At 69.2% G+C, this 23,378-nt stretch carries 23 protein-coding genes and 4 pseudogenes; 11 read left to right on the top strand and 16 right to left on the bottom strand.

Annotation, left to right across the window (positions count from 1 at the left end; translation table 11 throughout):
• Positions 1 to 209 precede the first annotated feature (209 nt).
• Positions 210 to 1,664 (top strand): serine hydrolase domain-containing protein, encoded by a 1,455-nt coding sequence (locus tag OG798_RS48585; protein ID WP_328759366.1) that lies wholly within the window; start codon positions 210 to 212, stop codon positions 1,662 to 1,664.
• 332 nt (positions 1,665 to 1,996) lie between these two features.
• Complete coding sequence (locus OG798_RS48590; protein ID WP_328759367.1) at positions 1,997 to 3,022, top strand: alcohol dehydrogenase; 1,026 nt, start codon at positions 1,997 to 1,999, stop codon at positions 3,020 to 3,022.
• Between the two features lie 9 nt (positions 3,023 to 3,031).
• Here OG798_RS48590 and OG798_RS48595 read toward each other — a convergent pair whose 3' ends face one another.
• The gene (locus OG798_RS48595) at positions 3,032 to 3,508 is read right to left on the bottom strand and encodes a hypothetical protein (protein WP_328759368.1); all 477 of its coding nucleotides are present in this window, start codon (positions 3,506 to 3,508) and stop codon (positions 3,032 to 3,034) included.
• 169 nt (positions 3,509 to 3,677) lie between these two features.
• Between OG798_RS48595 and OG798_RS48600 the strand changes: the two genes are divergently transcribed.
• The 4 genes from OG798_RS48600 to OG798_RS48615 all read left to right on the top strand — a co-directional run bounded on the left by OG798_RS48600 (position 3,678) and on the right by OG798_RS48615 (position 7,795).
• Positions 3,678 to 4,907 (top strand): NAD(P)/FAD-dependent oxidoreductase, encoded by a 1,230-nt coding sequence (locus OG798_RS48600; RefSeq protein ID WP_328759369.1) that lies wholly within the window; start codon positions 3,678 to 3,680, stop codon positions 4,905 to 4,907.
• 149 nt (positions 4,908 to 5,056) lie between these two features.
• Positions 5,057 to 6,430 (top strand): MBL fold metallo-hydrolase, encoded by a 1,374-nt coding sequence (locus OG798_RS48605; protein WP_328759370.1) that lies wholly within the window; start codon positions 5,057 to 5,059, stop codon positions 6,428 to 6,430.
• A 238-nt stretch (positions 6,431 to 6,668) separates the two neighbouring features.
• Positions 6,669 to 7,046 carry a rhodanese-like domain-containing protein gene (locus OG798_RS48610; RefSeq protein ID WP_328759371.1) on the top strand — a complete coding sequence of 126 codons (378 nt, stop codon included), beginning with the start codon at positions 6,669 to 6,671 and terminating at the stop codon, positions 7,044 to 7,046.
• Positions 7,043 to 7,795, top strand: a complete 753-nt coding sequence (locus OG798_RS48615) for a sulfite exporter TauE/SafE family protein (RefSeq protein WP_328759372.1) — start codon at positions 7,043 to 7,045, stop codon at positions 7,793 to 7,795. Before OG798_RS48610 ends, OG798_RS48615 begins: the two co-directional genes overlap by 4 nt.
• A 21-nt stretch (positions 7,796 to 7,816) precedes the next feature.
• Here the strand turns inward: OG798_RS48615 and OG798_RS48620 are convergent, their stop codons facing one another.
• On the bottom strand, positions 7,817 to 8,098 hold the full coding sequence (locus OG798_RS48620; protein ID WP_095850582.1) for a metal-sensitive transcriptional regulator: 282 nt from the start codon (positions 8,096 to 8,098) through the stop codon (positions 7,817 to 7,819).
• A 73-nt stretch (positions 8,099 to 8,171) separates the two neighbouring features.
• Here OG798_RS48620 and OG798_RS48625 point away from each other — a divergent pair, with 73 nt between their 5' ends.
• From OG798_RS48625 to OG798_RS48635, 3 genes are all read left to right on the top strand, one after another.
• Positions 8,172 to 8,744, top strand: coding sequence for a rhodanese-like domain-containing protein (locus tag OG798_RS48625; protein WP_328759374.1), 573 nt, complete (start codon positions 8,172 to 8,174; stop codon positions 8,742 to 8,744).
• Positions 8,745 to 8,905: 161 nt separating this feature from the next.
• Positions 8,906 to 9,280 (top strand): hypothetical protein, encoded by a 375-nt coding sequence (locus tag OG798_RS48630; RefSeq protein WP_095850580.1) that lies wholly within the window; start codon positions 8,906 to 8,908, stop codon positions 9,278 to 9,280.
• A gap of 200 nt (positions 9,281 to 9,480) precedes the next feature.
• Complete coding sequence (locus OG798_RS48635; RefSeq protein ID WP_095850579.1) at positions 9,481 to 9,840, top strand: ArsR/SmtB family transcription factor; 360 nt, start codon at positions 9,481 to 9,483, stop codon at positions 9,838 to 9,840.
• Positions 9,841 to 10,117: 277 nt separating this feature from the next.
• Here OG798_RS48635 and OG798_RS48640 read toward each other — a convergent pair whose 3' ends face one another.
• The 3 genes from OG798_RS48640 to OG798_RS48650 form a co-directional block, all read right to left on the bottom strand.
• Positions 10,118 to 10,471, bottom strand: a complete 354-nt coding sequence (locus OG798_RS48640; protein WP_095850577.1) for a VOC family protein — start codon at positions 10,469 to 10,471, stop codon at positions 10,118 to 10,120.
• 116 nt (positions 10,472 to 10,587) lie between these two features.
• A complete protein-coding gene (locus OG798_RS48645) occupies positions 10,588 to 11,574 on the bottom strand; it encodes a helix-turn-helix transcriptional regulator (protein WP_121413815.1) in 987 nt (328 codons plus the stop codon).
• A 65-nt stretch (positions 11,575 to 11,639) separates the two neighbouring features.
• Positions 11,640 to 12,392: a CHAP domain-containing protein gene (locus OG798_RS48650; RefSeq protein ID WP_328759375.1), complete on the bottom strand. Its 753-nt coding sequence runs from the start codon at positions 12,390 to 12,392 to the stop codon at positions 11,640 to 11,642.
• Between the two features lie 314 nt (positions 12,393 to 12,706).
• Here OG798_RS48650 and OG798_RS48655 point away from each other — a divergent pair, with 314 nt between their 5' ends.
• Positions 12,707 to 13,252 (top strand): hypothetical protein, encoded by a 546-nt coding sequence (locus tag OG798_RS48655; protein WP_328759376.1) that lies wholly within the window; start codon positions 12,707 to 12,709, stop codon positions 13,250 to 13,252.
• Between the two features lie 154 nt (positions 13,253 to 13,406).
• On the opposite strand, the pseudogene OG798_RS56795 reads toward OG798_RS48655, so the two are convergent.
• Positions 13,407 to 14,240: pseudogene (locus OG798_RS56795) on the bottom strand (transposase); the annotation flags it as partial.
• A 320-nt stretch (positions 14,241 to 14,560) separates the two neighbouring features.
• On the opposite strand from OG798_RS56795, the gene OG798_RS48660 reads away from it, so the two are divergent.
• A complete protein-coding gene (locus OG798_RS48660) occupies positions 14,561 to 15,184 on the top strand; it encodes a hypothetical protein (protein ID WP_328759377.1) in 624 nt (207 codons plus the stop codon).
• Positions 15,185 to 15,210: 26 nt separating this feature from the next.
• On the opposite strand, the gene OG798_RS48665 is transcribed toward OG798_RS48660, so the two are convergent.
• From OG798_RS48665 to OG798_RS48710, 10 genes and pseudogenes are all read right to left on the bottom strand, one after another.
• A complete protein-coding gene (locus OG798_RS48665) occupies positions 15,211 to 16,224 on the bottom strand; it encodes a cytochrome P450 (protein WP_328760178.1) in 1,014 nt (337 codons plus the stop codon).
• A 249-nt stretch (positions 16,225 to 16,473) separates the two neighbouring features.
• Positions 16,474 to 17,844, bottom strand: a pseudogene (locus tag OG798_RS48670) (NAD(P)/FAD-dependent oxidoreductase); the annotation flags it as partial.
• A complete protein-coding gene (locus tag OG798_RS48675) occupies positions 17,844 to 18,068 on the bottom strand; it encodes a ferredoxin (RefSeq protein WP_121418116.1) in 225 nt (74 codons plus the stop codon). The pseudogene OG798_RS48670 and the gene OG798_RS48675, both read right to left, overlap by 1 nt.
• A gap of 508 nt (positions 18,069 to 18,576) precedes the next feature.
• Positions 18,577 to 18,907, bottom strand: a pseudogene (locus OG798_RS48680) (IS1380 family transposase); the annotation flags it as partial.
• Positions 18,908 to 18,972: 65 nt separating this feature from the next.
• Positions 18,973 to 19,260: pseudogene (locus tag OG798_RS48685) on the bottom strand (IS982 family transposase); the annotation flags it as partial.
• Between the two features lie 100 nt (positions 19,261 to 19,360).
• Entirely contained in the window at positions 19,361 to 19,834 is a 474-nt protein-coding gene (locus tag OG798_RS48690; protein ID WP_328760179.1) for a transposase family protein, read from the bottom strand.
• Positions 19,800 to 20,924, bottom strand: a complete 1,125-nt coding sequence (locus OG798_RS48695) for an IS110 family transposase (protein ID WP_328760180.1) — start codon at positions 20,922 to 20,924, stop codon at positions 19,800 to 19,802. Before OG798_RS48695 ends, OG798_RS48690 begins: the two co-directional genes overlap by 35 nt.
• A 236-nt stretch (positions 20,925 to 21,160) precedes the next feature.
• Positions 21,161 to 21,577, bottom strand: a complete 417-nt coding sequence (locus OG798_RS48700; RefSeq protein WP_328759378.1) for a hypothetical protein — start codon at positions 21,575 to 21,577, stop codon at positions 21,161 to 21,163.
• 72 nt (positions 21,578 to 21,649) lie between these two features.
• Positions 21,650 to 22,102: a hypothetical protein gene (locus tag OG798_RS48705; protein ID WP_328759379.1), complete on the bottom strand. Its 453-nt coding sequence runs from the start codon at positions 22,100 to 22,102 to the stop codon at positions 21,650 to 21,652.
• Positions 22,103 to 22,326: 224 nt separating this feature from the next.
• Positions 22,327 to 22,599 (bottom strand): VOC family protein, encoded by a 273-nt coding sequence (locus OG798_RS48710; protein WP_328759380.1) that lies wholly within the window; start codon positions 22,597 to 22,599, stop codon positions 22,327 to 22,329.
• Positions 22,600 to 23,378: the final 779 nt, after the last annotated feature.

Consider the following 23,378-nt stretch of genomic DNA (forward strand, 5'->3'; position numbering starts at 1 on the left):
GTTGGTGAAGGCGTTGATGAAGTCGTTGTTGGTGAAGCGGTGAATTGAAACGTTTCATTCCGCTCGTAACGATCCTACGCATCCCGTCTCTTCAGCCTCAAGAGTCCTGCACGCACCTCGTGGACAGACGGTGTCCGGCGAAGGAAAGATGCCAAATGCACACAGTGCCCCGCTCCCGTCACCGCCAGAGCCGCCCGGAGGCAGCCTTCATGAGCGCCCGTCCCCTGCCCGCCAGCACCCCCGCCGCCCAGGGGGTGGACGCCGCGGGCATCCACGCCTTCCTCGACGCCGTCGAGGCGGCGCCGGACATCGAACCGCACAGCCTGATGATCCTGCGCCACGGACACCTGGTGGCCTCCGGCTGGTGGGCGCCCTACACACCCGACCGCCGCCACCTGCTCTACTCGCTCAGCAAGAGCTTCACGTCCACGGCCGCCGGATTCGCCGTCGCCGAAGGGCTGTTGCGCCTGGACGACCCCGTGATCTCGTACTTCCCCGAGTTCGAGGCCGACATCACCGACCCGCGCAGCCGCGCCATGCTCGTACGTCATGTGGCATCGATGGCCAGCGGCCACCTCGAAGAGACCTACGCGACCTCGATCCGGCGCGACCGCGACGAGATCGTACGGGGGTTCCTGCTCTTCCCGCCGGACCGGGACCCCGGGACCGTCTTCGCGTACAACCAGCCCTGCACGTACACGCTCGCCGCGATCATCCAGCGCGTGAGCGGCCAGTCGCTGACGGAGTATCTGCGGCCCCGGCTGTTCGACCCGCTGGGCATCGGCGAGACGGCCTGGCTCCAACGGCCGCCCGGGCGTGACCTCGGCTTCAGCGGTCTGCACGCCACGACGGACGCGATCGCCCGGCTCGGCCAGTTCTATTTGCAGGACGGTGTCTGGGAGGGGCGGCGGCTGCTTCCGTCCTCATGGATCGCGGAAGCGACCCGCGCGCACATCTCCACCGCGGACGGTACGCAGGAGGGAGCGCTGTCGGACTGGCAGCAGGGGTACGGGTACCAGTTCTGGAGGAGCAGGCACGGGCACGGGTATCGCGGCGACGGCGCGTACGGGCAGTACTGTCTCGTCCTGCCCGAGCACGACGCGGTGATCGCGACGACCGCGGCGACCGAGGACATGCAGGGTCTGCTGAACCTGGTGTGGCGCCACCTCCTCCCGGCGTTCGGCGCTGAACTGCTCCCGGGCGCGGCGGACGAGGGCGTGCGCCGCCGCCTCGCGGAGCTGGCCCTGCCGCCCGTCGAGGCGAGCCCCGAGCCGCCCGCGCGGGGCGACGACTGGAAGAGCGTCGTGTTCGCACCGGAGGACGGTGAGTGCCCGCAGCAGCGGACCTTGACGGGCGTCACGGTCAGCGCCGATGCGGACGGGAAGGGCTGGGGTGTGTCGCTCGCGGAGGACGACGAGCTCATCGAGCTGCGGCTCGGCGCGACCGGTTGGACCGTCGCCGTGGACGGTCCGCCCACGGCGGTCAGCGGAGGCTGGACGGACCAGGACACGCTGCGCCTCGACGTGCTGTTCCTGGAGACCCCGCACCGGCTGACCGTGACGTGTTCACTGCCGGACGGCACCTTCACCGTGCGCTGGCACACGACACCGATCCATGGCGGCCGGCTGCGCTCGCTCCGGGCGCCCGTGGGGGATCGGCTGTGACAGCCGGGTGCCCTTGTCCGGTAGGTAGGTAGTAGGCGGTGGGTGGCGGCCCGCACTTGCCCAGGGCACGCGGTGGACGGCGAGCTCGCCGAGCGCCCTGCAGTGACCTGAAGTAGCGTGAGGCTACCCGCGCCCGTCCGCCCGTGGCCTGCCGAGACCCGGCAGACGGATCCCGCCCGGCCACCGACCGACAACACCACCACCGGAGTGAAGCAAGCCGGTCGGGCTCGTGTGTGGTCCGTGTGTCGCCCGCGCGCCTGGCACCAGCCCCCGTGACCATCTGCGGGCGGAGCGCTTCGAGATCAGACCGACTCTCCAAGGCAGGGATCCGGATGACTAGCTATCGCGTCGCGCAGGTGACCGCCCCCGGCGGTTCGTTCGAGGTCGTCGAGCGTGAGGTACCGCAGCCGGGCCCCCGACACGTACGGGTCACCGTCGACGCCTGCGGGGTGTGCCACAGCGACACCTTCTTCGTGAACGCCGGCGTTCCCGGCGTGACGTTCCCGGTGGTCCCCGGGCATGAGATCGCCGGGCGGATCGCGGAACTCGGCGAGGGGACGGGGGACTGGGGCTGGCAGGTGGGCGACCGGGTGGCGGTGGGCTGGTTCGGCGGCGCGTGCGGCCACTGCACGCCTTGTCGGCAGGGCGACTTCATCGTGTGCGAGAACCTGCAGGTCCCCGGCTGGGCGTACGACGGTGGATACGCGGAGACGGCGGTCGTGCCCGTGGACGCGCTGGCCCGGATCCCCGACGCGCTGGCGGCCACCGACGCGGGGCCCCTGGCCTGCGCGGGCGTGACCGTGTTCAACGGGCTGCGGCGCAGCTCGGCGCGGCCGGGTGACCTGGTCGCCGTTCTCGGCATCGGCGGCCTCGGGCACCTGGGGGTGAAGTACGCGGCCGCGATGGGCTTCGAGACCGTGGCCATCGCCCGCGGTGCCGACAAGGCCGACTTCGCCAAGCAGCTCGGCGCGCACCACTACATCGACAGCACGGCCGGCACTCCGGTCGCCGAGGCGCTTCAGTCCCTCGGGGGTGCCCAGGTCGTCCTGGCCACCGCGTCGAACTCCGCCGCCATCACCGCGACCGTGGACGGTCTGCGTCACCGCGGTGAGCTGGTGGTCATCGGCCTGGACGCGGAGCCGCTCGGCATCACCCCGGCCCAGCTGCTGATGGCGGCCAAGGTCGTCAGCGGCCACCCGAGCGGCACCTCGCAGGACATCCAGGACACCATGGAGTTCAGCGCCCTGCACGGCATCCGCCCGATGACCGAGGTCGTGACGCTGAGTGAGACCGACGATGCGTACCAGAAGATGCTCTCCGGTGCCGCCCGCTTCAGGATGGTGCTCACCATGAGCTGACACGGCGGCTCAGCGGCCCGGGTGGCGTTGGGCGAAGTGGTCTAAGTCCTCCGGGGACGGCCGCGGCAGACCGTTCTGTCGGGCGCGGGCGCGGGCGGTGGCCTCGGCGAGGGAGGCGGTGCCCGTCCTGCCGAGCAGGCGCTCGCACCGGGACCGCGTCCCGTACGACGGCGGCCCGGCGCAGTACCCCCGGGCAGTCGTCGCGCCCCACCTGTCACGGTGGCCGCAGCCGCAGGGGATCAGGCCGAGGTGACGGCCCCGGTGGCGCAGCGCCCACGTGACCTCGTCGCGGAAACCCGCGGGGCGCACCCGCTCGGAGTGCAACCAGCCCTGGCGGCAGCGCTGCCCCTCAGTGTCCGAGTCGGCGTCCTCGGACGTACTGGACGACGACCCGCTGTCCGCCGACTTCCCCGACGTCACCTCCGTCGAGGTCGGCCGGACCGTGTTCGACGGGCGGACCGTCTTCGCGCGCGGGACACGCCCCACGGCCGATCCTCAGCGCCTGGGCCTAGTCGACGGTCGGCATGTACGTCAACTCCCCTTGCCTGGATGGCAATTAATCGACCGCACATTGGTCCCGTCGTCGGGCGTGGCCTAGCATCGGGCTTACCCAATACCCCTGGGGGTATATCCCGAGGATTGCGAGGAGCCCTCCATGCCCTCCACCCACTCCGCCTCAGGCGCCGCCCGCGACCACTTCCAGGTGTTGATCGTCGGAGGTGGAACCGCGGGCATCACCGTCGCGGCCCGCCTGCGGCGCGCCGGTGTCCGCGACATCGCGGTGCTCGAACCGGCCGACGTCCACTGGTATCAGCCGCTGTGGACCCTGGTCGGCGGCGGCCGGGCCCCACTCGGTGTCACCCGCCGCCCCGAAGCCTCCGTCATGCCCAGGCAGGTGCACTGGATCCGCGAGGCCGCCACCGCCGTCGACCCCGAGGCGCGGACCGTCACCACCGCCGCGCACCGCACCATCGGCTACGACCACCTCGTGATGGCCCCCGGTCTCCGACTGGACTGGGACGCGATCCCCGGACTCGACGCCGCCGTCGGGCACGGTGCCGTATCGAGCAACTACGCCTTCGAGTACGCCCCCTACACCTGGGAACTCATCCGTGGCCTGCGCTCGGGCACCGCGGTCTTCACCCAGCCGAGCGGCCCGGTGAAATGCGGTGGCGCCCCGCAGAAGATCGCCTATTTAGCCGCCGACCACTGGCGCAGGCAGGGGGTCCTGGACCGTATCCGGGTGGTCCTTGTGCTGCCCGCCGACTCCATGTTCGGCGTACCGGTCTGGCGCAGGGCCCTGGAACGCGTAGCCGAGCGTTACGGCATCGAGGTCCGGCTGAACTCCGAGATGACCGCCGTCGACGGCGCGGCCCGTCGGCTGACCGTGGCCGACCACTCCACCGGCACCGAGGACGGTCTCGCGTTCGACCTGCTCCATGCCGTACCGCCGCAGCGCGCCCCGGGCTGGGTCGAGCGCGGCCCGCTGACCGATCCCGCGAGCCCCTACGGCTACGTCGAAGTGGACAAGCACACCCTGCAACACCCACGGCACCGCAATGTCTTCGCCCTCGGCGACGTCGCCAACCTGCCCACCTCCAAGACCGGCGCCGCCGTCCGCAAGCAGGCCCCCGTCCTGGTGGCCAACCTGCTGGCCGAGATCAACGGCGAGCACCGTGAACAGCGCCGCTATGACGGCTACACGTCCTGCCCGTTGGTCACGGCCCGCGGCAAGGTGCTGCTCGCCGAGTTCGACTACGACCAGCGTCCCGCCCCCAGCATCCCCTTGCTGGACACCACCAAGGAGCGCCGCGACATGTGGCTGCTCAAGCGGTACGGCCTGCCTGCCCTGTACTGGCGCGGCATGCTCAAGGGCCTCGTCTAGGGAGCCCTCGGCGTCGCTCACGGTCGTCGGCCGGTTGCCGTCGCTGAAACACCTCCGCTCATATCCCTCGGGATACCCCCCGGGGTATCTCTGTTACGGTGGATGCCAGATACCCCCCGGGGTACTTTCATTCGGAAGGAGCCGAACCCGTGTTCTTCATCGACACCCTGGAGTTCGAGGGCCTGGGCAACCGCAGCTACCTGGCCGGCGGCCCTGGCGAGGCGGTCGTGGTCGATCCCCCGCGGGACATCGATCAGGTGATCGCCGCGGCCGCCCGGCGAGGCGTACGGATCGCGTACGTGGCCGAGACGCACCTGCACAACGACTACGTGAGCGGCGGGCTCGAACTGGCCCGAGTCACCGGTGCCCGCTATCTGGTCCCGGCCGGGGCCTCGGTGTCCTTCGCCCGCACTTCGGTCGCCGACGGCGACACCGTCACGGTCGACCGGGGTCTGACCCTGAGGGCACTGGCCACCCCGGGCCACACCCCGCACCACACGTCCTACGTCCTGGAAGAGGACGGGCGCGGCGTGGCCGCCTTCACCGGCGGATCACTGCTGATCGGTACGGTGGGCCGGCCGGACCTGGTCGAACCGCGGCTGACCGAACAGCTGGCCCGCGCCCAGCACGCCTCGGCCCACCGTCTTGCCGAGGAGCTGGACGACGAGGTGCCGGTGCTGCCCACGCACGGGTTCGGCAGTTTCTGCTCCGGATCCCAGGCCGAGGGGGACACCTCCACGATCGGGCGGGAACGCAAGACCAACGAAGCCCTCACCCGCGACGTGGACACCTTCGTCGCCGACCTGCTCGCCGGTCTGGACGACGTCCCGGCGTACTACGCGCACATGGGCCCGGTCAACGCCGCGGGCCCCGCTCCCGTCGACCTCACCCCGCCACGTCCGGCCGACGCCGCGCAGATCGCCCAGCGGCTGGCGGCCGGTGAATGGGTGGTCGACCTGCGCAACCGTGTCGCGTTCGCCCAGGGGCACGTCGCCGGCTCCTTCAACTTCGAGGGCGACGGCAAGCCGGCCACCTACCTGGCCTGGCTGATCCCGTGGGGCAAGCCCGTCACGCTGCTCGCCGACACACCCGAGCGGATCGCCGCGGCACAGCGGGAGCTGGCCCGGGTCGGCATCGACCGGCCGGTCGCCGCCGCCACCGGCGGCCCGTGGGACTGGGTGCCCGGGGGAGTGGAGCCGCGGTCCTTCCCACGCGCGACCTTCGCCGACCTCGCCGCCCGCCGCGGTCGCGGCGAGGACGTGGTGGTGCTGGACGTGCGGCGCGACTCCGAGCGTGCGGGCGGCTTCGTGGAGGGCTCGGTGCACATCCCCATCCATGAGCTGCCCGGTCGTCTCGGCGAGGTGCCCGCGGGGGAGGTGTGGGTGCACTGCGCGGGCGGGATGCGCGCGGCGATCGCCGCCTCCTTCCTGGACGCCACGGGACGCGGCGTGGTCGCCGTCGACGACGGCTTCGACGCCGCTGTCGAGGCCGGACTGACTCTCACCTGGTCCGGTACGGGCTGATCCCCGCCAGGTCCAGCACGGGCTGAACCTCACCTGGTCCGGTACGGACTGACTTCCATCTGGTCAGGCACGGACGGACCCGCGGCTGGTCCGGCACCGACCGTCCCTCGGCCGGTCTTGCGCGGACTGACCCGCACCGGTCCCGACCGCACCCGGTCCCGTATGGACTACTGCACCTCAGTCAGTCCCGCGCGGCCCCCCGCCCCCCACCGCAACACCCCTTCGGAGTGATGAACCCATGTTCTTCCGCAGTCGCAGTGGCAGTCACAGCAGTACTTCCCGTCGTCTCGACCCTGTCCAGGCCCACCAGCGGGCCGCCCACGGCCAGGCCGTCCTGCTTGACGTCCGTGAAACCGCCGAGTGGGAGGCGGGACACGCACCGGATGCGCTGCACCTGTCCCTGTCCCGGCTGGTGGCGGGGGAAGCCCTGCCGCCGGCCGCCCAGGGCAGGCCCGTCGTGGCGATCTGCCGCTCCGGCCGCCGTTCGCGGCAGGCCGTCGAGATCCTGTCCGGCCGCGGCACGAAGGCCACCGATGTCACCGGCGGCATGGTCGCCTGGGCGCGGGCCGGTCTGCCGGTGGCCGGCCCGGACGGAGACGACGGTGCCATAGCGTGAGCGCGTTCGTTCTTGCGCTTGTCGCGGGGGCCCTGGTCGGACTCGCGCTGGGCACGCTGGGCGGGGGAGGCAGCGTCCTCGCCGTGCCCGCCCTGATCTACCTGCTCGGTTTCACCCCGGCGGCGGCCACCACCGCAAGCCTCCTGATCGTCACCGTGACCTCGCTCACGGCCCTGTTCGGCCACGCCCGCAGCGGCCATGTGCGGTGGCGGGCCGGCACCCTGTTCGCGGCCGCCGGCATCCTCCCGGCCGTGGCGGCCGGAGCGGCGTCGGCCCGGCTGCCGCAGCCGCTGCTGATCGCCGCGTTCGCCGCCGTCGCCGCCCTGGCGGCCACTCGCATGCTGCGCCCCTCGCGGGCGACGTCCGCAACGGAGCCCGGCGCTGTCCGGCCGGCCAGGGCCCTCGGCACCGGAGCGGGGCTGGGCGCGCTGACCGGACTGCTGGGGGTGGGCGGCGGGTTCCTCGCCGTGCCGGCCCTGGTCACCGTCCTGGCCTTCGAGATGCAGGCCGCCATCGGCACGAGCCTGCTGATCATCTCGGTCAACTCGCTGGCCTCGCTGCTCACCCGCGGTGCCACGACGTCGGGCCTGGACTGGACGTTGATCGCACCCTTCACGGGGACCGCGATCCTGGGCGCCTGGGACGGCAGACGCCTGGCCGGCAAGGTCTCGGGCCGCCTCCTTCAGCGCACCTTCGCCGTGGTCCTGCTGGCGGTCGCCGCATTCATGCTCGTCGACGCCCTGACCTGACCCCGGCCGGTCCCGGCGGACTCACGCCAGGGACAGGAACAGCTTCTCCAGACGGGCCCGCATCCGTTCACGGTCGCCGTCGGCGGCCGGGTCGGCATCGGTCAGACAGTGCTGCAGGCCGGTCGCGATGATCGCGAACCCGGCCTTGTCCAGCGCCCGGGAGGCCGCGGCGAGCTGGGTGACCACGTCCTCGCAGTCCCGTCCCTCCTCGATCATCTTGATCACTCCGGCGATCTGCCCCTGCGCCCGGCGCAGTCGGTTGACCACCGTCTTCAGTTCCTCGGCTGCCATCGCCAGTTCCACAAGCACTCCCTCGATATACCCCCGCGGGTATCCTGTCCGTGGGGTGAAGCACCAGAAAGAGAAGGAAATTCCCGTGACCCCCACTTCCCTCGCCCCCGACCAGGTCCACGCCCGGCTCCACGAGCTGACCGTCATCGATGTGCGCACGCCCGGCGAGTACGCCTCGGGCCACATAGCGGGCGCCCACAACGTCCCCCTGGACCATCTCGACGCGGCCGCGCCCGTCCTGAAGCCCGCCGCCGAGCGCGGTGACCTCGTCATGGTGTGCGCCTCCGGCGCCCGCTCCGCGCAGGCCTGCGCCACCCTCACCGCACACGGCATCTCCGCCGCCACCCTCATCGGCGGCACCACCGCCTGGAGCCGGCGCGGACACGACCTGCACCGTCCCGCCGACGCCGGCGGCGTCTGGCCCATGGACCGTCAGGTCCGCTTCGTCGCCGGGTCCCTGGTCCTCGTCGGACTCGCCGTCGGACAACGCCGTTCGGTCGCCCGCTGGTTGTCCGTCGGCGTCGCGGGAGGCCTGGTCTACTCGGCCGTCAGTGGCAGCTGCGCCATGGCCCGTGTTCTGGCCAAGCTCCCGCTCAACCAGCCCCGTGCCACCGACCTCGACGCCGCCCTCGCCGCACTGGCCGCAATAGGGCAGTAGTGGTCGGAAAACGATGCCGCCGCGCTCATCTCCGATCGCCGGAGGTCAGCCTCGGAGATACTCCCGTAGGCGCCTCGGTCGTCCGCATACGGTGCGGTCACGCGGCGGCGGGACGGGCATCGCCGATCCCGCCGTACAGCCGACAACCAAGGGGAGGCGCTATGGCGAGTGTGGAAGTGTCGCTGAAGGAAATGATGACGGCGGCCGAGGGGGCGTTGGGGGCGGCCGTCGTCGACTACACCAGCGGCATGGCGCTGGGCACACTGGGCGGGGGCAAGGACCTCGACCTCACGATCGCGGCCGCCGGAAACACGGATGTCGTCCGCGCGAAGGTGCGGACCATGGAGCAACTGGGTCTCAAGAGCCGGATCGAGGACATCCTGATCACTCTCGAAAGGCAGTATCACCTCATCCGACCGGTCACCGGACGCAACGGCAACGGTCTGTTCCTCTACCTCGTGCTCGACAAGGCGCGTTCGAACCTGGCGATGGCCCGCCATCAACTCAAGCGCGTCGAGGAGCAGTTGGAAGTCTAGGTCGGCCGGATCCTCGGCCCGACGTGTGCCCACGATGTGAAGACTTCTTCAAGTCACCACATCAGCATCACCCCAACAAGTGGATGCGCACGGCCGTGAGCGAGAAGGATCGACAGCGACGGACACATGGTGCGGCGGCGCCTTCCGGGTGTCGCCGCACCAGGTGACGACCATCCCCACGCGGCAGGGAGCGAGCACCGATGCGGGTCCCCCTCTACCAGGCCAAGGCGGAGTTCTTCCGCATGCTGGGACATCCCGTGCGCATCAGGGTCCTCGAACTGCTGCAACACGGCCCCGTCCCCGTGCGGGACCTGCTCGCCGACATCGACATCGAGCCGTCCAGCCTGTCGCAACAGCTGGCCGTCCTGCGTCGTTCCGGCATCGTGGTGTCCATCCGCGAGGGCTCCACCGTCAGTTACGCACTGGCAGGCGGTGACGTCGCGGAGCTCCTGCGTGCGGCCCGCCGTATCCTCACGGAGCTGCTGGCCGGGCAGAACGAACTGTTGGTAGAACTACGACAGAACGACACGTCCCTGCCGCCGGTGTCCTCCGGCGGCTGAGCCTGTGCGGGGCCGTGGGCCGCGCCGCTCCGTCACCCTTGCTCACATCGGCCGCGCACTGGGCGCGGGGGCGACGCCGGATGAGGTCCGCGCCGCCGTCCGCGCCACCGAGCCATTCGGAATGACACGGACCTGGAGTGCCTCGAACGTCCTCGACGCGCTGCTCGCCGAGCGGGAGGAACAGGAGGGGAAGCGGACGCCCGGCGCCGCCTGATCCTCCTCGCCCGCGCCAAGGTTGTCGCCACGGTGCGACTTCCGCACCTGCGTGAAGACGTGGTCAGGCGGGCTGCCACAGCTCGACCCGATTGCCCTCGGGATCGGTGACCCAGCCGAATCGACCGACACCCTCCATGTCCTGCGTCTCTTCAGACACGTCCGCTCCCTTGGCGCGCAATTGCGCGAGCATCGCATCCAGGTCGCGGACCCGGAAGTTGAGCATGGCCTGCTGGGCGCGGGACCCGAAGTAGTCGGTCTCGGACTCGAACGTCGCGAACACCGTCGGCCCGGTCTCCTGACGCCACAGTCCGTTCTCATCGGCGTCCAGGCCCAGGCAGTCGCGATACCACGCGTTCAGGGCCGCCGGGTCGGAGGCCCGCATGAAGTACCCACCGATTCCAAGCACACGTTCCATGCCGCTATCTTGCCAGGACGGCGATCAGGCGGGCCGGCACCACACCAACGCCCGCTTCACGCCCCCGTCTCGATCGCGGGGCGTCTCGCTCGGCCGCCCGTGAACCACGGCCAGGCTCACAGCGAGGCTTCGACGACGAAGAGCTGGGCGTCCGTGCCCGAGCAGGGTTCGACGACGGCCTCCGCGCCCGCGACGGTGCTCGCGGCTCTGATGCCCACGCACTTCTCGTCGGTCACATGGATCAGATAGGTCCGGCCGGCGGCCTTCCCGGAGACCCCGGAATCCCGCGATTCCCCGGATTCCCGGGATTGCTCGGATTCCTTGGGTTCCATGCGTACGAAGCGGAAGGCGGTGGTCCGGTCGCATGCCTCCCAGGGTTCGAGCAGATCCTTGCCGGGCCCGGAGGTGAGCGCCTTCAGGCAGCCTTTCCCCTGGTCGGGGCGGAACCAGGAGATGCGGTAGGCGTTCTTGCCCACCGGCTCCAGGGTCGTCGTCTGCGGCTCCGTCTCGCCGCAGGGGCGCTGTACGGCGACGAGGGAGCCGTACCGGTTGTCCGCCACCTGTCCGTCCGTCACGCACAGGCCGGGGGACCCGAGCGGCCGGATGAGGACCTGGTCGCGCGGCAACTGCGTGGACGCGGATGTCGGTGCGGACTCGGACGTCCCCGAGCCGCCGGAGTCACGAAGGGCGGCCCAGGACGCGGCCGTGACCACCGCGACGGCGACGACGGACACGGCGACGACGCGCGTGCGGCGGGCGTCCGTGAGTCGCCGGACCGTGCCAGGGGCGTTCGCTGCCGAGGCACCGCTCTCCGAGGACGGCGCCGGAGACTCGGCGGCACGCTGCCGGGCGGCAAGCCATTCGTCCACGTCATCGCCCTCCCCGCATGCGCGGACGAACGCGGCCAGCAGTTCCGGTCGCGGCAGTGAGCCGTTGCGCAGCACGTCGGCCAGCGTGCTGCGCGGCAGCAGCTCCCCATGCCGGGCGGCGCGCTCCTCCAGCTGTCGATACGTCAGCCGGGAGCGCGCCTTCAGCTCGCGCAGCTCCGCGTTCAGCTCAGTCGCGGTCCGTAACTCCTGCAGCGCGAGCGCCCTCTGTTCCATGCGACCCATACTTGTCGTGCGCCTGCCATGGAACAAAACCCTTTCAGGACAACATCACCGGACGACTACCGCGCCTTCGGCGAGGTGTAGCCGATGACCCTGCCCGCCGTGGCGGCCTGGGTCTTCTTGTAGGTGAGCTGCTCAAGCGAGGTGTTGCCCTCCACGGAGTTGTAGACCTTCCTGGCGGTGTTGTACGAGGTCACGACGCCCACGTGGTCGGCCCGGCCGTCACCGTTGTTGTCGTAGCTCACGACGTCACCGGGCCTCGGCTTGTAGGTGTTCGCCGCCACCTGCGCCTTGGTGTGCCAGGTTCCGTTGGACCTGCCGTACGTGCGGAAGGAGTCGGCTGCCGCGTTCAGGCCGGTGATCTTCGCCTTGCCCCAGTACCAGGTGTACTTGGCGAAATCTGCGCACCAGGCGCGCGAGGTCCACTTGACGCTGGTCCAGGTCTTCGTCCAGGCGCCGTTGACCTTGATGTACATGTAGCCCTTGCTCGTCCCGCATGCCTGGCGGTTGACGATCGTGCCGGTGCGGGGCGCGCTGGTGTGGTCCCACTGGAGGTTTGCCTTCGCCGTCCAGAAGCCGGTGTAGAAGTTGCAGTTGTTCCTCTCGGTGTCGCCGTCCTTGGCGTCGCCCTCGTACTTCCGCTTCTGCACCTCGGCGTTGCCGCTCGTGTACTGGCCCAGCGCCTGCTCGGCGATCAGCGCCCCCGGAGCGGTCGCCGCGTGGGCCGGGGCGGCCATGACGAGGCTCCCCAGTGTCATGGCCAGGGCCGCCCCCGCGACGGCTGTGGTCTTCACCGTGTTCCTTGCGGACATCCCGTGCTTCCTTCCATCCGATCCGTACCGGACCCGAAGGCGGGTCCGGCTGACAGACCGAAAGGCTGGCCAGGGTGTTCGAGGTCATCAATGGGTTGAAGTGTCCAGGACATGTCCGGGACACCCGTGGCCTGTCCGGCCTGGTCAGGGGCTTGTCCGGGCGGCACGCGGTGAGCGGAACGGGGCACCGGACCCCCCTTCGGAAGGAGAGACTCGGAGCCCTCGGGCAGACTTCAGACGCAACCCCGCGCCCTTCGCGTGTGTCTTGACCCGCAGGAGCGGCGCAGTGCGCGCGGCAGGGTGAGGAGCTCGCGATGATGTCCGTACGCATGTGGGGGCCCGGAGTGGGAGCCGTGGCAGTGCTGTTGGCGACGGGGGCGTGGGCGCGGTGGTCGGCGGGCGTGGACACAGGCCTGTGGTCCGAGGTACGACCGGTGGTCGAGGCCCGGCTCGTGACTCAGGCAGCGGGGAGCGGCTACGGGGAGAGCACGCCTGCCCTCAGGGCGAAGTGGTTCTGCCGGGCGGAAGCACTGGACCTCCGGGAGAACGGAGACCGGGTGCGGGCCGGGGTCGACACGCTGTGCCTGGAGTACGGGGTGCGTGACGGCGCCCTCGTGGAGTGCGGCGGTGCTCACTTCCCGCAGGTGGTGCGGCTGGAGCGGGACACCGACGGCGGCTACCGCGTCGTGGCGCAGGAGGAGCCGCCGGACGGCGCCGGCTACGCCGAGTGGGAGGAGAACCACTTCAGCTTCCTTGCCGAATCCCGGCTCGACGACGACGCCGGGACGCCCGCCGCGCTGGAGACCGCGGCCCGCGCGCACTTCGCACTGCCCGCCGGCGCACCGGTCGAGGACTGCTGAGCCCCAGCTCCTTCCGCTCGGCCGTCCTCACAGACAGATCTTCTCGTACGGCACCTCGGCCCGGTACCTGTGTCAGGTCGACGTTCCACCGGTAGGTGGCGGAGGCAGGTTCGCCCCGAATTCCGTGAACCGTGATCGTTTTGTCAGACACGTCCTAGAAGCAATGCCATTGCGTTATTGGTCCGGGGGCTGGGGTCGTGTGATGAGGATGGCTTGAGTGCCGGTGTGGGTGGGTTGGGGCCATGTGTGGTGTTCGGGCCGCTTGAGCCGGTAGTTGGACATCTTGCGTTTCACCACACGGGGCTGGCTGCGGAGTCGTCTGACGGGCAGGAGCCTTTCCAGAAGGTCCTGTTGGAGGATTCGCGATGCTCTGACCAGGAGGTGAGGGGGACAAGCTGCCTGGCGTGACGGTCACACTGCGGCGGGCGGACCGCAGGGTTTCGGTGAAGGAGACCCGGTCGGGGTCGAGCTGACGGGTGGCCGCGGTTCTCAGCATGAGCTCACGCAGGGCATGGTGGACCAGGAGAGGAGCCCAGATCTGCTGGCGGACACCCTCAGGGGTCTTGCTGCTGAGCACGACCCCCGCGCCCCGCTGGTGGGTTTTGATCTCGGCGAAGACAGATTCGATCTCCCAGCGTTCACGGTAGAGGGCGGCCAGCTGCCGGGCCGGGTAGCGGCGGGCGTCGAGGAGGCTGGTGACAAGACGGTAGCCGTCGGCGGTGGCTTTGAGCTGGTAGGCAAGGACACGGACCTCGACCGGATCCCGGCGGGGCCGGGTCGGTGGAGGCATGGATGTGGGAGAGCCAGACCCGTCGCGAAGTCGCTTGTCGACGGGCAGGATGCGGTTGGCGGGCACCCGCCACAGCAGATCGGCTCCGGTGGCGGTGAACGCCTGCCACAACGGGACACCAAGGAACTCACGGTCGGCCAGGACGAGCTGGCCCGGGCCGCAGGAACGGGGCAGGCGGCCGACCAGGGTGACTTCCCCGGTGCGGCAGCCGGCGAGTCCGCAACACCCCTGGGGACATCATCAACATCCGCACGACCTCAGCCGCCGCACTGGCCCTTGCCGCCGGCTGGAGCGAGCAGGTCGGCATCTACCGCCTCTACCACGCTCTGGAGCTGTGGGACATCGACGTGGAGAACGCGATCGCTGCGGATCCACTGTTGGACGTGGCCAAGACCGACTACTACTCCGTACGCGACGACCTGGACAAGACGCCGGGACGACGCTCATGTCCGAGGTGACAGCCGCGGTGAAGACCGCCGGAGAACGCCACGACGAAGACCAAGCAGACAACGAAGACCGTGACCGAGAGCGTCGGCAAGACCTATGTGGTCTACGACGCGGTGCGCTACGGCAAACCGGGCGCCGATCACATGCGATTCAGTAACGACGGCCGGTCGACCAAGAAGCTGGGGAGCACCGAGGCACACAGCTTCACCGACGAAAAGATCGGCACCATCGTGTGCACCGGGACGCCCTACCCGAAGAAGGGACCCGTTCCGCCGAGGGCCCATCCGCCTACCGTGCCGTCGAAGGGTGCGAGCTGTCGGTCCGGCACCGTTACCTGGGGAGCCTCGGTGAGCAGACGCGTGATCGTTGCCGCGTCCGACCGCCGACGCACGCCGCCGAATATCTGGGTCACTCTGCGACTCAGGGATGTAGTGCAATTGCGTTCCCGGTTTACCACCGACCACAACTACCCCCGGCTTGCCCAAGACCTGGTGGCGGCCTACTCGGAAAAGATGAGTCAGTTCACCTACACCTACACCTACCCCTGTGCCGGCTCCGGTGCCGCCCACGGCACCATGTCGGTGTGGCTACCTGGATTCGGTGGGACGCTCAGCTGCATCAGCAAGCGAAGCGGGATGGGAGCTGAGGAGGGTAGCGGTTGCTGTCGAATGCAGAGCCGGCCGGCCGCGGCGTGACCTTCCAACTGCCCTCGGCCGCCGCGTCAACCGTCACCCTGCTCGATGTCCAGATGGATCGGACCCCGGAGAACGGGGCTGGGTCGGTACGGCGGCGGATCGGCGACCAGCCTGGGTCGGTCGAGCCGGCGTACCAGCTCGGTCAGCGCAATCTGGGTTTCACGCCGGGCCAGCGGGCCACCGAAGCACAGGTGGATGCCGCTGCCGAACCCCAGGTGCTGGTTGTCACGCCGATCCGGGTCGAATCGGTCCGGATCGTGGAAGCGCTTCGGGTCGCGGCTGCCTGAGGCGAGCATGAGCATGATCTGCGAGCCCTTGGGGATGACGGTGTCAGCGACGGTGATGTCGCTGTACGCCGCCCGCCAGGGAATGATGTGCACGGGGGGCTCGTAGCGCAGCAGTTCCTCGACCAGCGGCACGATCAGGTCCGGTTCGTCTCGCAGTCGTTGCAGCACCTGCGGGTGGCGCAGCAGCGTCAGCATGCCGTTGGTGATGAGGTTGACGATGGTCTCATGGCCGGCGATGAGGAACAGTTTGGCGGTGGCCACGATGTCGGCGTCGGCCATCCGACCGTCGGGTCCGTCGTAGTTGGCCAGCCGTGACAGGAAGTCGACTCCCGGCCGTCCGTGGCGCTGTTCCACCAGCTCGCCGAGGCACTGGCGCAGATCTTTGCGGGCCTGTACGCCCTTGTCCAGTTTCTCCTTCGGGTCGGTCTTGGGGTCGTAGTCGATCGAGTTCATGATGTCGTTCACCCAGAGGTGGAACCTCGGCTCGTCCTCGCGTGGCACGCCGAGCAAGCGACAGATCACGGTGACGGGAAGCGGGAAGGCGAAGTCGTCGACGACGTCGATCCGCTCCCTGCCCGCCAGATCGTCGATCAGGCTGCCGACGGTGGCGGTCAGGAAACCTTCAAGTCCGGTCACCAGCCCAGGGGTGTGCGGGGGGCCGAAGTGACGCATCGCCATACGCCGCAGGCGATCGTGCTCGGGCGAGTCCATGTGGATGAACGACGACGGGGCCCCTCCGTCGCCCGAGGGCATCGGACACGACAGATTGCGCACGTCGGAACTCAGATGCGGGTCATTCAGTACGTCCGTGATCTCGCGATAGGCGCTGATGACGTAGCTGCCGTCCTCCTGCCGAGCCACTGGCGTCCTGCGCAACTCGGCATACAACGGGTAGGGGTCGGCCCGGGCGGAGTAGTCGAAGATCCGTTGCAGCGTGCCGGACGTGCCGGGCGTCCCGCTCGTCCGGCCTCCCTCCTGCCGATGCCGATGCCGCTGACCGGCCGTGACGCGGCGCTCACCCGGGTCATGGCCTGTGACGACCACCGTGGCGCCCTGCGCGAGCCGGGCGGGGCCGGGGAAGTCGACGGGCACCGGCTTCATGTCGGCCGGCTGGTCCGGCGTTGGGCAGGGGGGCGGGAAAGGTGCTGCCGTCTCGATCAACCGTCGGTAGTGGTCCAGCCACTTGCCGTTGTTGAAGCTCACGGCGGCCGTGACGCGGCCCCGATAGCCATATGCGGTGACGAAACGGTGGTCGTCCAGCGATCCCTGGGTGACGACCACCTCGTCGGCGAAGGTCGGCACGCCGACGGACTTGATGTTGACGCCGAACTGGATCGACCAGAACAGCGGGATGGACAGGTGGGGCCGGCGGTCCGCCTGGGCGCTGACCATGTTGTGTGCCGCGACCTCTGCCTGCTCCACGGCGTTGGACCAGTGCTCCAGTGCGATGAGCCGGTATTCGTAGATGGGGTTCGGGCAACGTGCCACGTCTCCCGCGGCGAAGACGTCGTCGGCGACGCGGCCATGGATGTCGAGGGCGCGGCAACCCGTGTCACAGGTGATTCCCCACACGCCCGCCGCCAGTCCCGACTCCCGTAGCCACTCGGTGTTGCGGATGCTCCCGAGCGCCACCACCGCCACATCGGCGTCGATGGTGCTGCCGTCGGAGAAGTGGGCGCGGCGGAAGTGCCCCTGGGCGTCGCCTTCCAGCTTGGTGACTTCGACGCCGCACCGCAGGTCGACGCCGTGGGCGCGCTGCATGTCCGATGCCACCTCGCCGACCATGGCGCCGAGTGCGCCGACCAGCGGGGCCGGTGCGAGTTCGGCGACGGTCACCGGGATGTCCCGCTCGCGGCAGACGGAGGCGATCTCGGAGCCGGTGAATCCCGCACCGATGACCAGTACGCGGGAGGGCCCGGCGGCGAGGGCTCGCTGCAGGCTCTCGGCATGCTCGCGCGTACGTACGACGAACACTCCGGCCAGGGCCGCCTCGGACTCGACGAACCACGGCCGGGCCCGTACCCCGGTGGAGATCAGCACCCGGTCGAAGGGAACCTCGCGTCCATCGGCGAGATGTACGTGGTTGGTCGCGAGGTCCAGCCCGCTGGCGGGCACGCCCAGCAGCCACTGCGCATCGATGCCACGACGGCGGGGCAAAGTGGTGCCGTCGGCCGGCACCCACCCGGTCAGTACTTGCTTGGACAGGGGAGGCCGGTCGTAGGGCTCGCCCAACTCGTCACCGATCATGGTCAACGATCCGGTGAAACCCTCGTCGCGCAGAGCCTCCGCGGCCCGCAGCCCTGCCAGCGACGCCCCGACGATCACGACGCGGCCATCGCGATTGAACGCACGCAGGTTGTCGGCACTGGTCATCACGGCGACGCCTCCGTCGGTGCGTGCCGCGCATCCAGCTGGTCGACCAGGATCGCCTGGACCGGGCAGGCCGCCGCGGCACGTAGCACCTGGTCGCGCCGGGCGTCGTCGGGGTTCGCGTCGTACATGAGCGCTTTCTCACCGTGCATCCGGAACGCCTCCGGAGCCAGGAACGCGCGCTGCGCATACCCCTCGCATCGGGAAAGTTCAACGACAACTTTCACCCCGACCTCCACAGGGAGTGGGAGCTGCAGCCCCTCAAGTCGGCGCCACTCCGGCGCGCAATGAGGGAGGATCCGGCCGCTGCCCACGCCTGCGAAGTGCGAGGGGGTGCATCGCGCTCGTCGGGTCTCCATGGAAAGAACTGATCATCGCGGCTAAGGCGATCGGCGTCGGGCTAGGGACGTATCCTTGGTTGCGGCTGCATTTTGGTTACGTAAGCGGCGCTCTTTTGGATTGCCGTTTCGACAGAAACCGTGTGGCACGGTGCGCCGAAATACGGTCAGAGAGTCAGCGTAACAGCGGCACCGATACCGGCGAGTCCAGTGTTGATCGATTAGATGGCCGCAGGCCAGAGGCCCGGCCCTGCACTTCTTCGGCTTCCGGGGCACTCGCCTAGGATCAGTAGAAATCAAGCGTTGGCCGGGGCGGATGCGGATAGAAGAGGGCGGGAGTCAGTCTCACTGACTCCCGCCCTCTTTTATTGTCTCTCGGTGTTCGCGACACACCTCCGCGCCGGGCCGTCGGTGTCGAGGCGATGGGGCCGAAGACCCCTGCCTGGTCCCGCAGAACAGCCAGGTCCGCGATGGCCTCGCCGCCGTCGGCGAGCATCACCGCCAGGTCGGTGGCTATCCGTCCCGGGTCGTATCCGGTCCCGCGTGGCCGAAGCGGTCTGAGAGTGGTGGAGTACCCGGCGATCAGCCCCGTGGCATCGGCGAGATCTGCCGGCAACCGTGCACCGGCATGCCCGACCACCCCACCCAGCACCATCAGCACTGAGATGGACCTTGGGACGCAACCCGATAGCCTGCACGCAGAAAGTGCCCTCCGCCTGGACCGACAGAACCCCTCAGCGAGGTTCATCGTCCCAGGCCAGGAAGGCACTTTCGTATTTCCGCCTCAACAGACGCAGTACCCGTACTGGGCCCATCTGGCCAGGTCGGAGCGCTTGACGGTCTCACGGGAACGGCCGCACTCAATCGGCGTGGAGTCCACGACCCATACGTCGTCGCTCCACAGCGTGGTGTCCCGGGCCGGCGTGCGGGTCACGTGGCGGACGACGTCTGCGGACTTGCGCAGGCGCTTGTTGTAGCCGGGCTGCTTGGGCAGGTAGGGGAAGAGGTACCGCAGGTGGGCATGAGCGTGCCTCAGCCACCGCGCCTCGCAGGTGAAGCCGAGCGTGGCCTGCATCATTGAGCCTCCGCCAACTTGAAGTCGCAGGTCAATGGGCTGGTGTGACCGGTACTCAGGGTGCTCACGCTGGTCGTGGGCGGGAGCCTGTGGAGTAGATCGTCTGTCAGCGGTTGACTTCGAGGTTCGTCAGAACGAGCAAGGCTCGCAGGAGGCGGGTGGCGCGGGCGGGGTCGGTGCGGAGCTTCGTGAGGGTCCGCCAGTTCTTGAGGTGCGCGAAGCCGTGTTCGACTGGCGCGCGTCCGACGGCGAGGACGTGGTTGGCTTCCTTCTGGCCGGGGGTGAGTTTGTGGGTGCGGCTGGCGTGGAAGCCGGTGACGATCACGGGGTCGAGTACGTCGTTGTCCAGGCCGCGGAAGCCGAGGTCCGCGAGGGAGCCGAGGCCGGCGGCGCGCAGGTGGGCCGGGATGTGGTCGTGGCGGGCGGCGGTGATGTCGTGGGTGCGGCCGGGCCGGGCGGCGGATATCCAGATCACGCGGCCGCGTTCGTCGGTCAAGGCGAGGAAGTGCAGGCCGTGATGGTGGTGTTTGATGCCCCTATGTTTGTCAAGCTGCGGTTGTGAGGTTTGATGGATCGTCAGGCTGGTGGTGGCATGCGGTCATGTCGGCGCGTATCAGCGCGTAGACCTCGCGGGCCGCGTAGCGTTTCAGGCAGCGCATGATCTCGCGTTTGCCTCGCCCCTCGGTAGTGCGTCGCTCCAGGTAGGAGCGGGTGCGTTCGTCCTGGCGCATGCGGGTGACCAGGATGCGGTGCAGCGCGGCGTTGGCCTGTCGGTCTCCGCCCCTGTTGAGCCGACGGCGCCGGGACTTGCCCGAGGACTTCTCGACAGGGCTGGCGCCGCACAGCGCGGCGAAGGACGCCTCGCTGCGCAGTCGCTCAGGGTTGTCGCCGGCGGTGATCAGCAGGGCCGCGGCGCTGTCCGGCCCGATCCCGAACCGCTCCAGCAGGCTGGGTGCGCTTGCCTGGACCGCTGCGGTCATTCGCCGCCCAAGCTCGGTGACCTCCTGCCGAAGCCGCGAGACGCGCTGTGCGAGCAGCCGGAGCGTGAAGACTGCCGTGTCGGCTGCTGGGTTGCCGTCGCAGGGATCGGGCAGCTCCGCGCAACGGCGGACCAGTACCGCATTCGAGAGCGGCTCCAGCTCCTCGCGCAGGGCGGATGGAGCGTTGACCAGCACGGCCTTGAGCTGGTTGAGCGCCTGGGTGCGGGCCTTGACCGCGGAGTTCTTCGTCAACCGGAGCATACGCAGCACCTCTACCTGCCCGTCGCCGCTCTTCGGCAGCGCCCGTGCGGTGCCCGACAGTGCGGCTCGGGCGGCGGACTCGGCGTCGACGGCGTCGGTCTTGCCGCGGCGACGCCGGGCGGATCGGTCGGGCTGGTTAACCTCTACCACCGGCACCCGCTGGGTCGCGAGGTAGCGGGCGAGTCCAGCACCGTAGGAGCCGGTGCACTCCACACCGGCCCGCAGCACGGTTCCGAACTGGCGCGTCCAGTCAAGAAGTTGGCCGTAGCCCGCCGCGGTGGCCGGGAACTCCCCGGTGTCCAGCAGCCCGCCCAGATGGTCAAGGACGGCGCCGACGTGCACATCCTTGTGGGTGTCGACTCCGAGCACCACCGAACCCGGCGCGGCAGCGGCCGTGGCGGCTTGGAGGGTGTGGAAGGCAGCGGGCATGCTGAGGGTGGTCACGGTGCTCCTGTTCGACGACGCAGTGCCGATGACCAGCGCCGGTCGGTGGAGCGGTCAGGACTGTGACGGTGCCTTCTAGGCCAAGGCCCCTATCGGGACACGCTCCGCCGGCCCGGTGCCGGTATGCGCCGCTCCGACCGGGTCGACAGATCAAACACAAGGCACAAGCAGCCAGCCAGAGTACGGGTCAGGCCACGGCCGGAACGACACGATCATCATGCTCACAGCCGGAGTAGTTCCGCCGGTTGGCCTTGCCGGTGCGACGTTGGGTGGGGATGAGGGTGCCGTCGATCAGGACCACCTCCCCGCCTTGTCTTAGCGACCCTCTTCAAGGCGCGGTCCAGGCACGGTGCCTGGGCTGCGAGCAGTGTGATCAGCTCGTCGCGCCAGCGGCGGACAGTGGACTCGGACACGTTGTTGCCGCCGGCCATGTCGGCCAGTCGCTGATCGTGGCGCAGCACGGCCAGGACGATCACCGCGATCCGGCCGGGCGGTAGGATCCGCCACCTGGACCGTATCGCCTTCAGATGGCGGCGCAGCAGACCGGCGAGGTGGTTGACGGTGTGCGTGGACAGCGGCAGACGGCACTGGTAGACAAGCGGGCAGGTGTCCTCGGCGCGTCCTTTGGTTTTCGTCACACAATTCCAACGGCCGCCGGGGGCACCGCGGTTACGCTCGCGCCGGACTGCTCCGGGCGACAGCGTCCCCGGTCACAGGCGGGTGGTGAACCGGCCGTCGGGCAGTTTGCGCAGCCAGCCGCGATCAACGAGTCTGACCAGTCTCCCGCACAGCGGTTCCCGCTTGGCCCGCACGCTGACGTCGACTCCCAGCATCTCGCCGACATGCCGGGCCATGACGGGTCCGGCAGTCTGCCGCACAGCGGCGAGGACGCGCTGGTAGTCCGGCGGGAGCATGGTCTCCTCCAGGTCCGGCTCGCGGTGCGGAATCAGCATCACCGACCGTCCACCCACCTGCCCGGGCATCGGCGCGGCTGAGGCGCGCTCGTCGGCGAGTTGTTCGCTCACCTGCTCCAGGACCCGCTCGGCGACGGCAAGTTCGTCCCGCTCGGCCCGCACCTCTGCCAACTGCTCGGCCAGCTGTTCTTCGAGTTCGTCCAGTTCCGCACGCCGCGCGGTGATCCGTTCCAGCAGCTCGGGATCCATGCACTGGGTCGTAGAAGGCCACCCGGCCTCAGCGAGCGGGAACCGCAGAGCTGTCCGCTCCTACTCGGCGGCCTCCCGCACGTCTTCCACCCGCGCTGGCTGTCGGCGCCCTCGCGTCGTCGTTGATTCACGTGGCGGTGCAGGCCGTCTCCCAGCGCCATCCGGCCGCCGAGAAAGCGACCTGGATTGTGCCGTACGCCGGGCCGCATCCACGCTGGACGACGTCATGCTTCGTGGTCGGGGTCGAGCACCACCATAAACCTGTTGCCTTCCGGATCCGTCATCAGGGCGTGCATACAATCGTGAGGTTCCACGAGAGAGGCGCCCTTGGCGATCAGCGTCTGAACCTGTTCGGCGATCGTTCCAACAAGGACGGTGACGACCGGTAGCACAGCCGGAGATTCCGCTTCGCCGACGCTGTACCCACCCCAACCCGGGATGCCGCCCCAGAACCTGATCATGTTCTCTGGGTCTACTGCTTCAAAATGAACGTGCATGCTGCTGTCTCACTTTCATCTGTGCGACCGAAGCCGAAAACGGCCTACCGAATCAATCCGGCAGGCCGTTACGGGTGAACGGACTTCAGCAGTCGATCACGGTGTTGTGCGTGTCTGCGATTCCGGGTTCGCTGAAGCGTCCGTGGTACTCGACCTGAAGGGTCACCTGAGTGTTGTACGTTTCCTTCTCTCCATCATGCACGCACGTGAGCCCTGGAGTGGTGTAGCGCCCGCTGCACCTCGTCCACCCGCTGTCCTTGTGCTTCACCGCGCGCCAGTACCCGTCGCGCACGTACTCCTGAAGATCGACCTGGACCCGGCACTGGTCGGGTGCCGGAGTTGAGCAACCCGTGTAATGGCCCTGGGCGTACAGCGGGCCGCCATGGGTGACCTGGAACGGTTTCTCACCCTGGAACGTGCACCACACGGGAAAGGCAGCAGTCCTCGCGACGGCTCTTCCCGTGCTGCCGCTCGGAGCTGCCGCAGCCGACGCCGTGGCAGCCGGCACCAGCAGGGCCCCTGCCGCGAGAAGCGGGACGACAAAACGTGCTTTCACTTTTCCCCCTGAGAAAAATCGAACGCGTGTTGCGCCACCGACCACCCTCATGGGTTCACAGGCGCCACACAAGATCCGTGGCGCGAACTTTCCGCTGTTTGTCCGGTTCTCAGTCGTGGAATTGGCCGTTCCCTCCCGTCCACTGGCAGCGGGCCGGTAGAAACGACGAAGCCCCCGCCGGCCGAGAAGCTGACTGGGGCTGCCTGTGCGGTTTCGTGATCAC

The sequence above is a fragment of the Streptomyces sp. NBC_00271 genome (genome assembly GCF_036178845.1).
GTDB lineage: Bacteria > Actinomycetota > Actinomycetes > Streptomycetales > Streptomycetaceae > Streptomyces.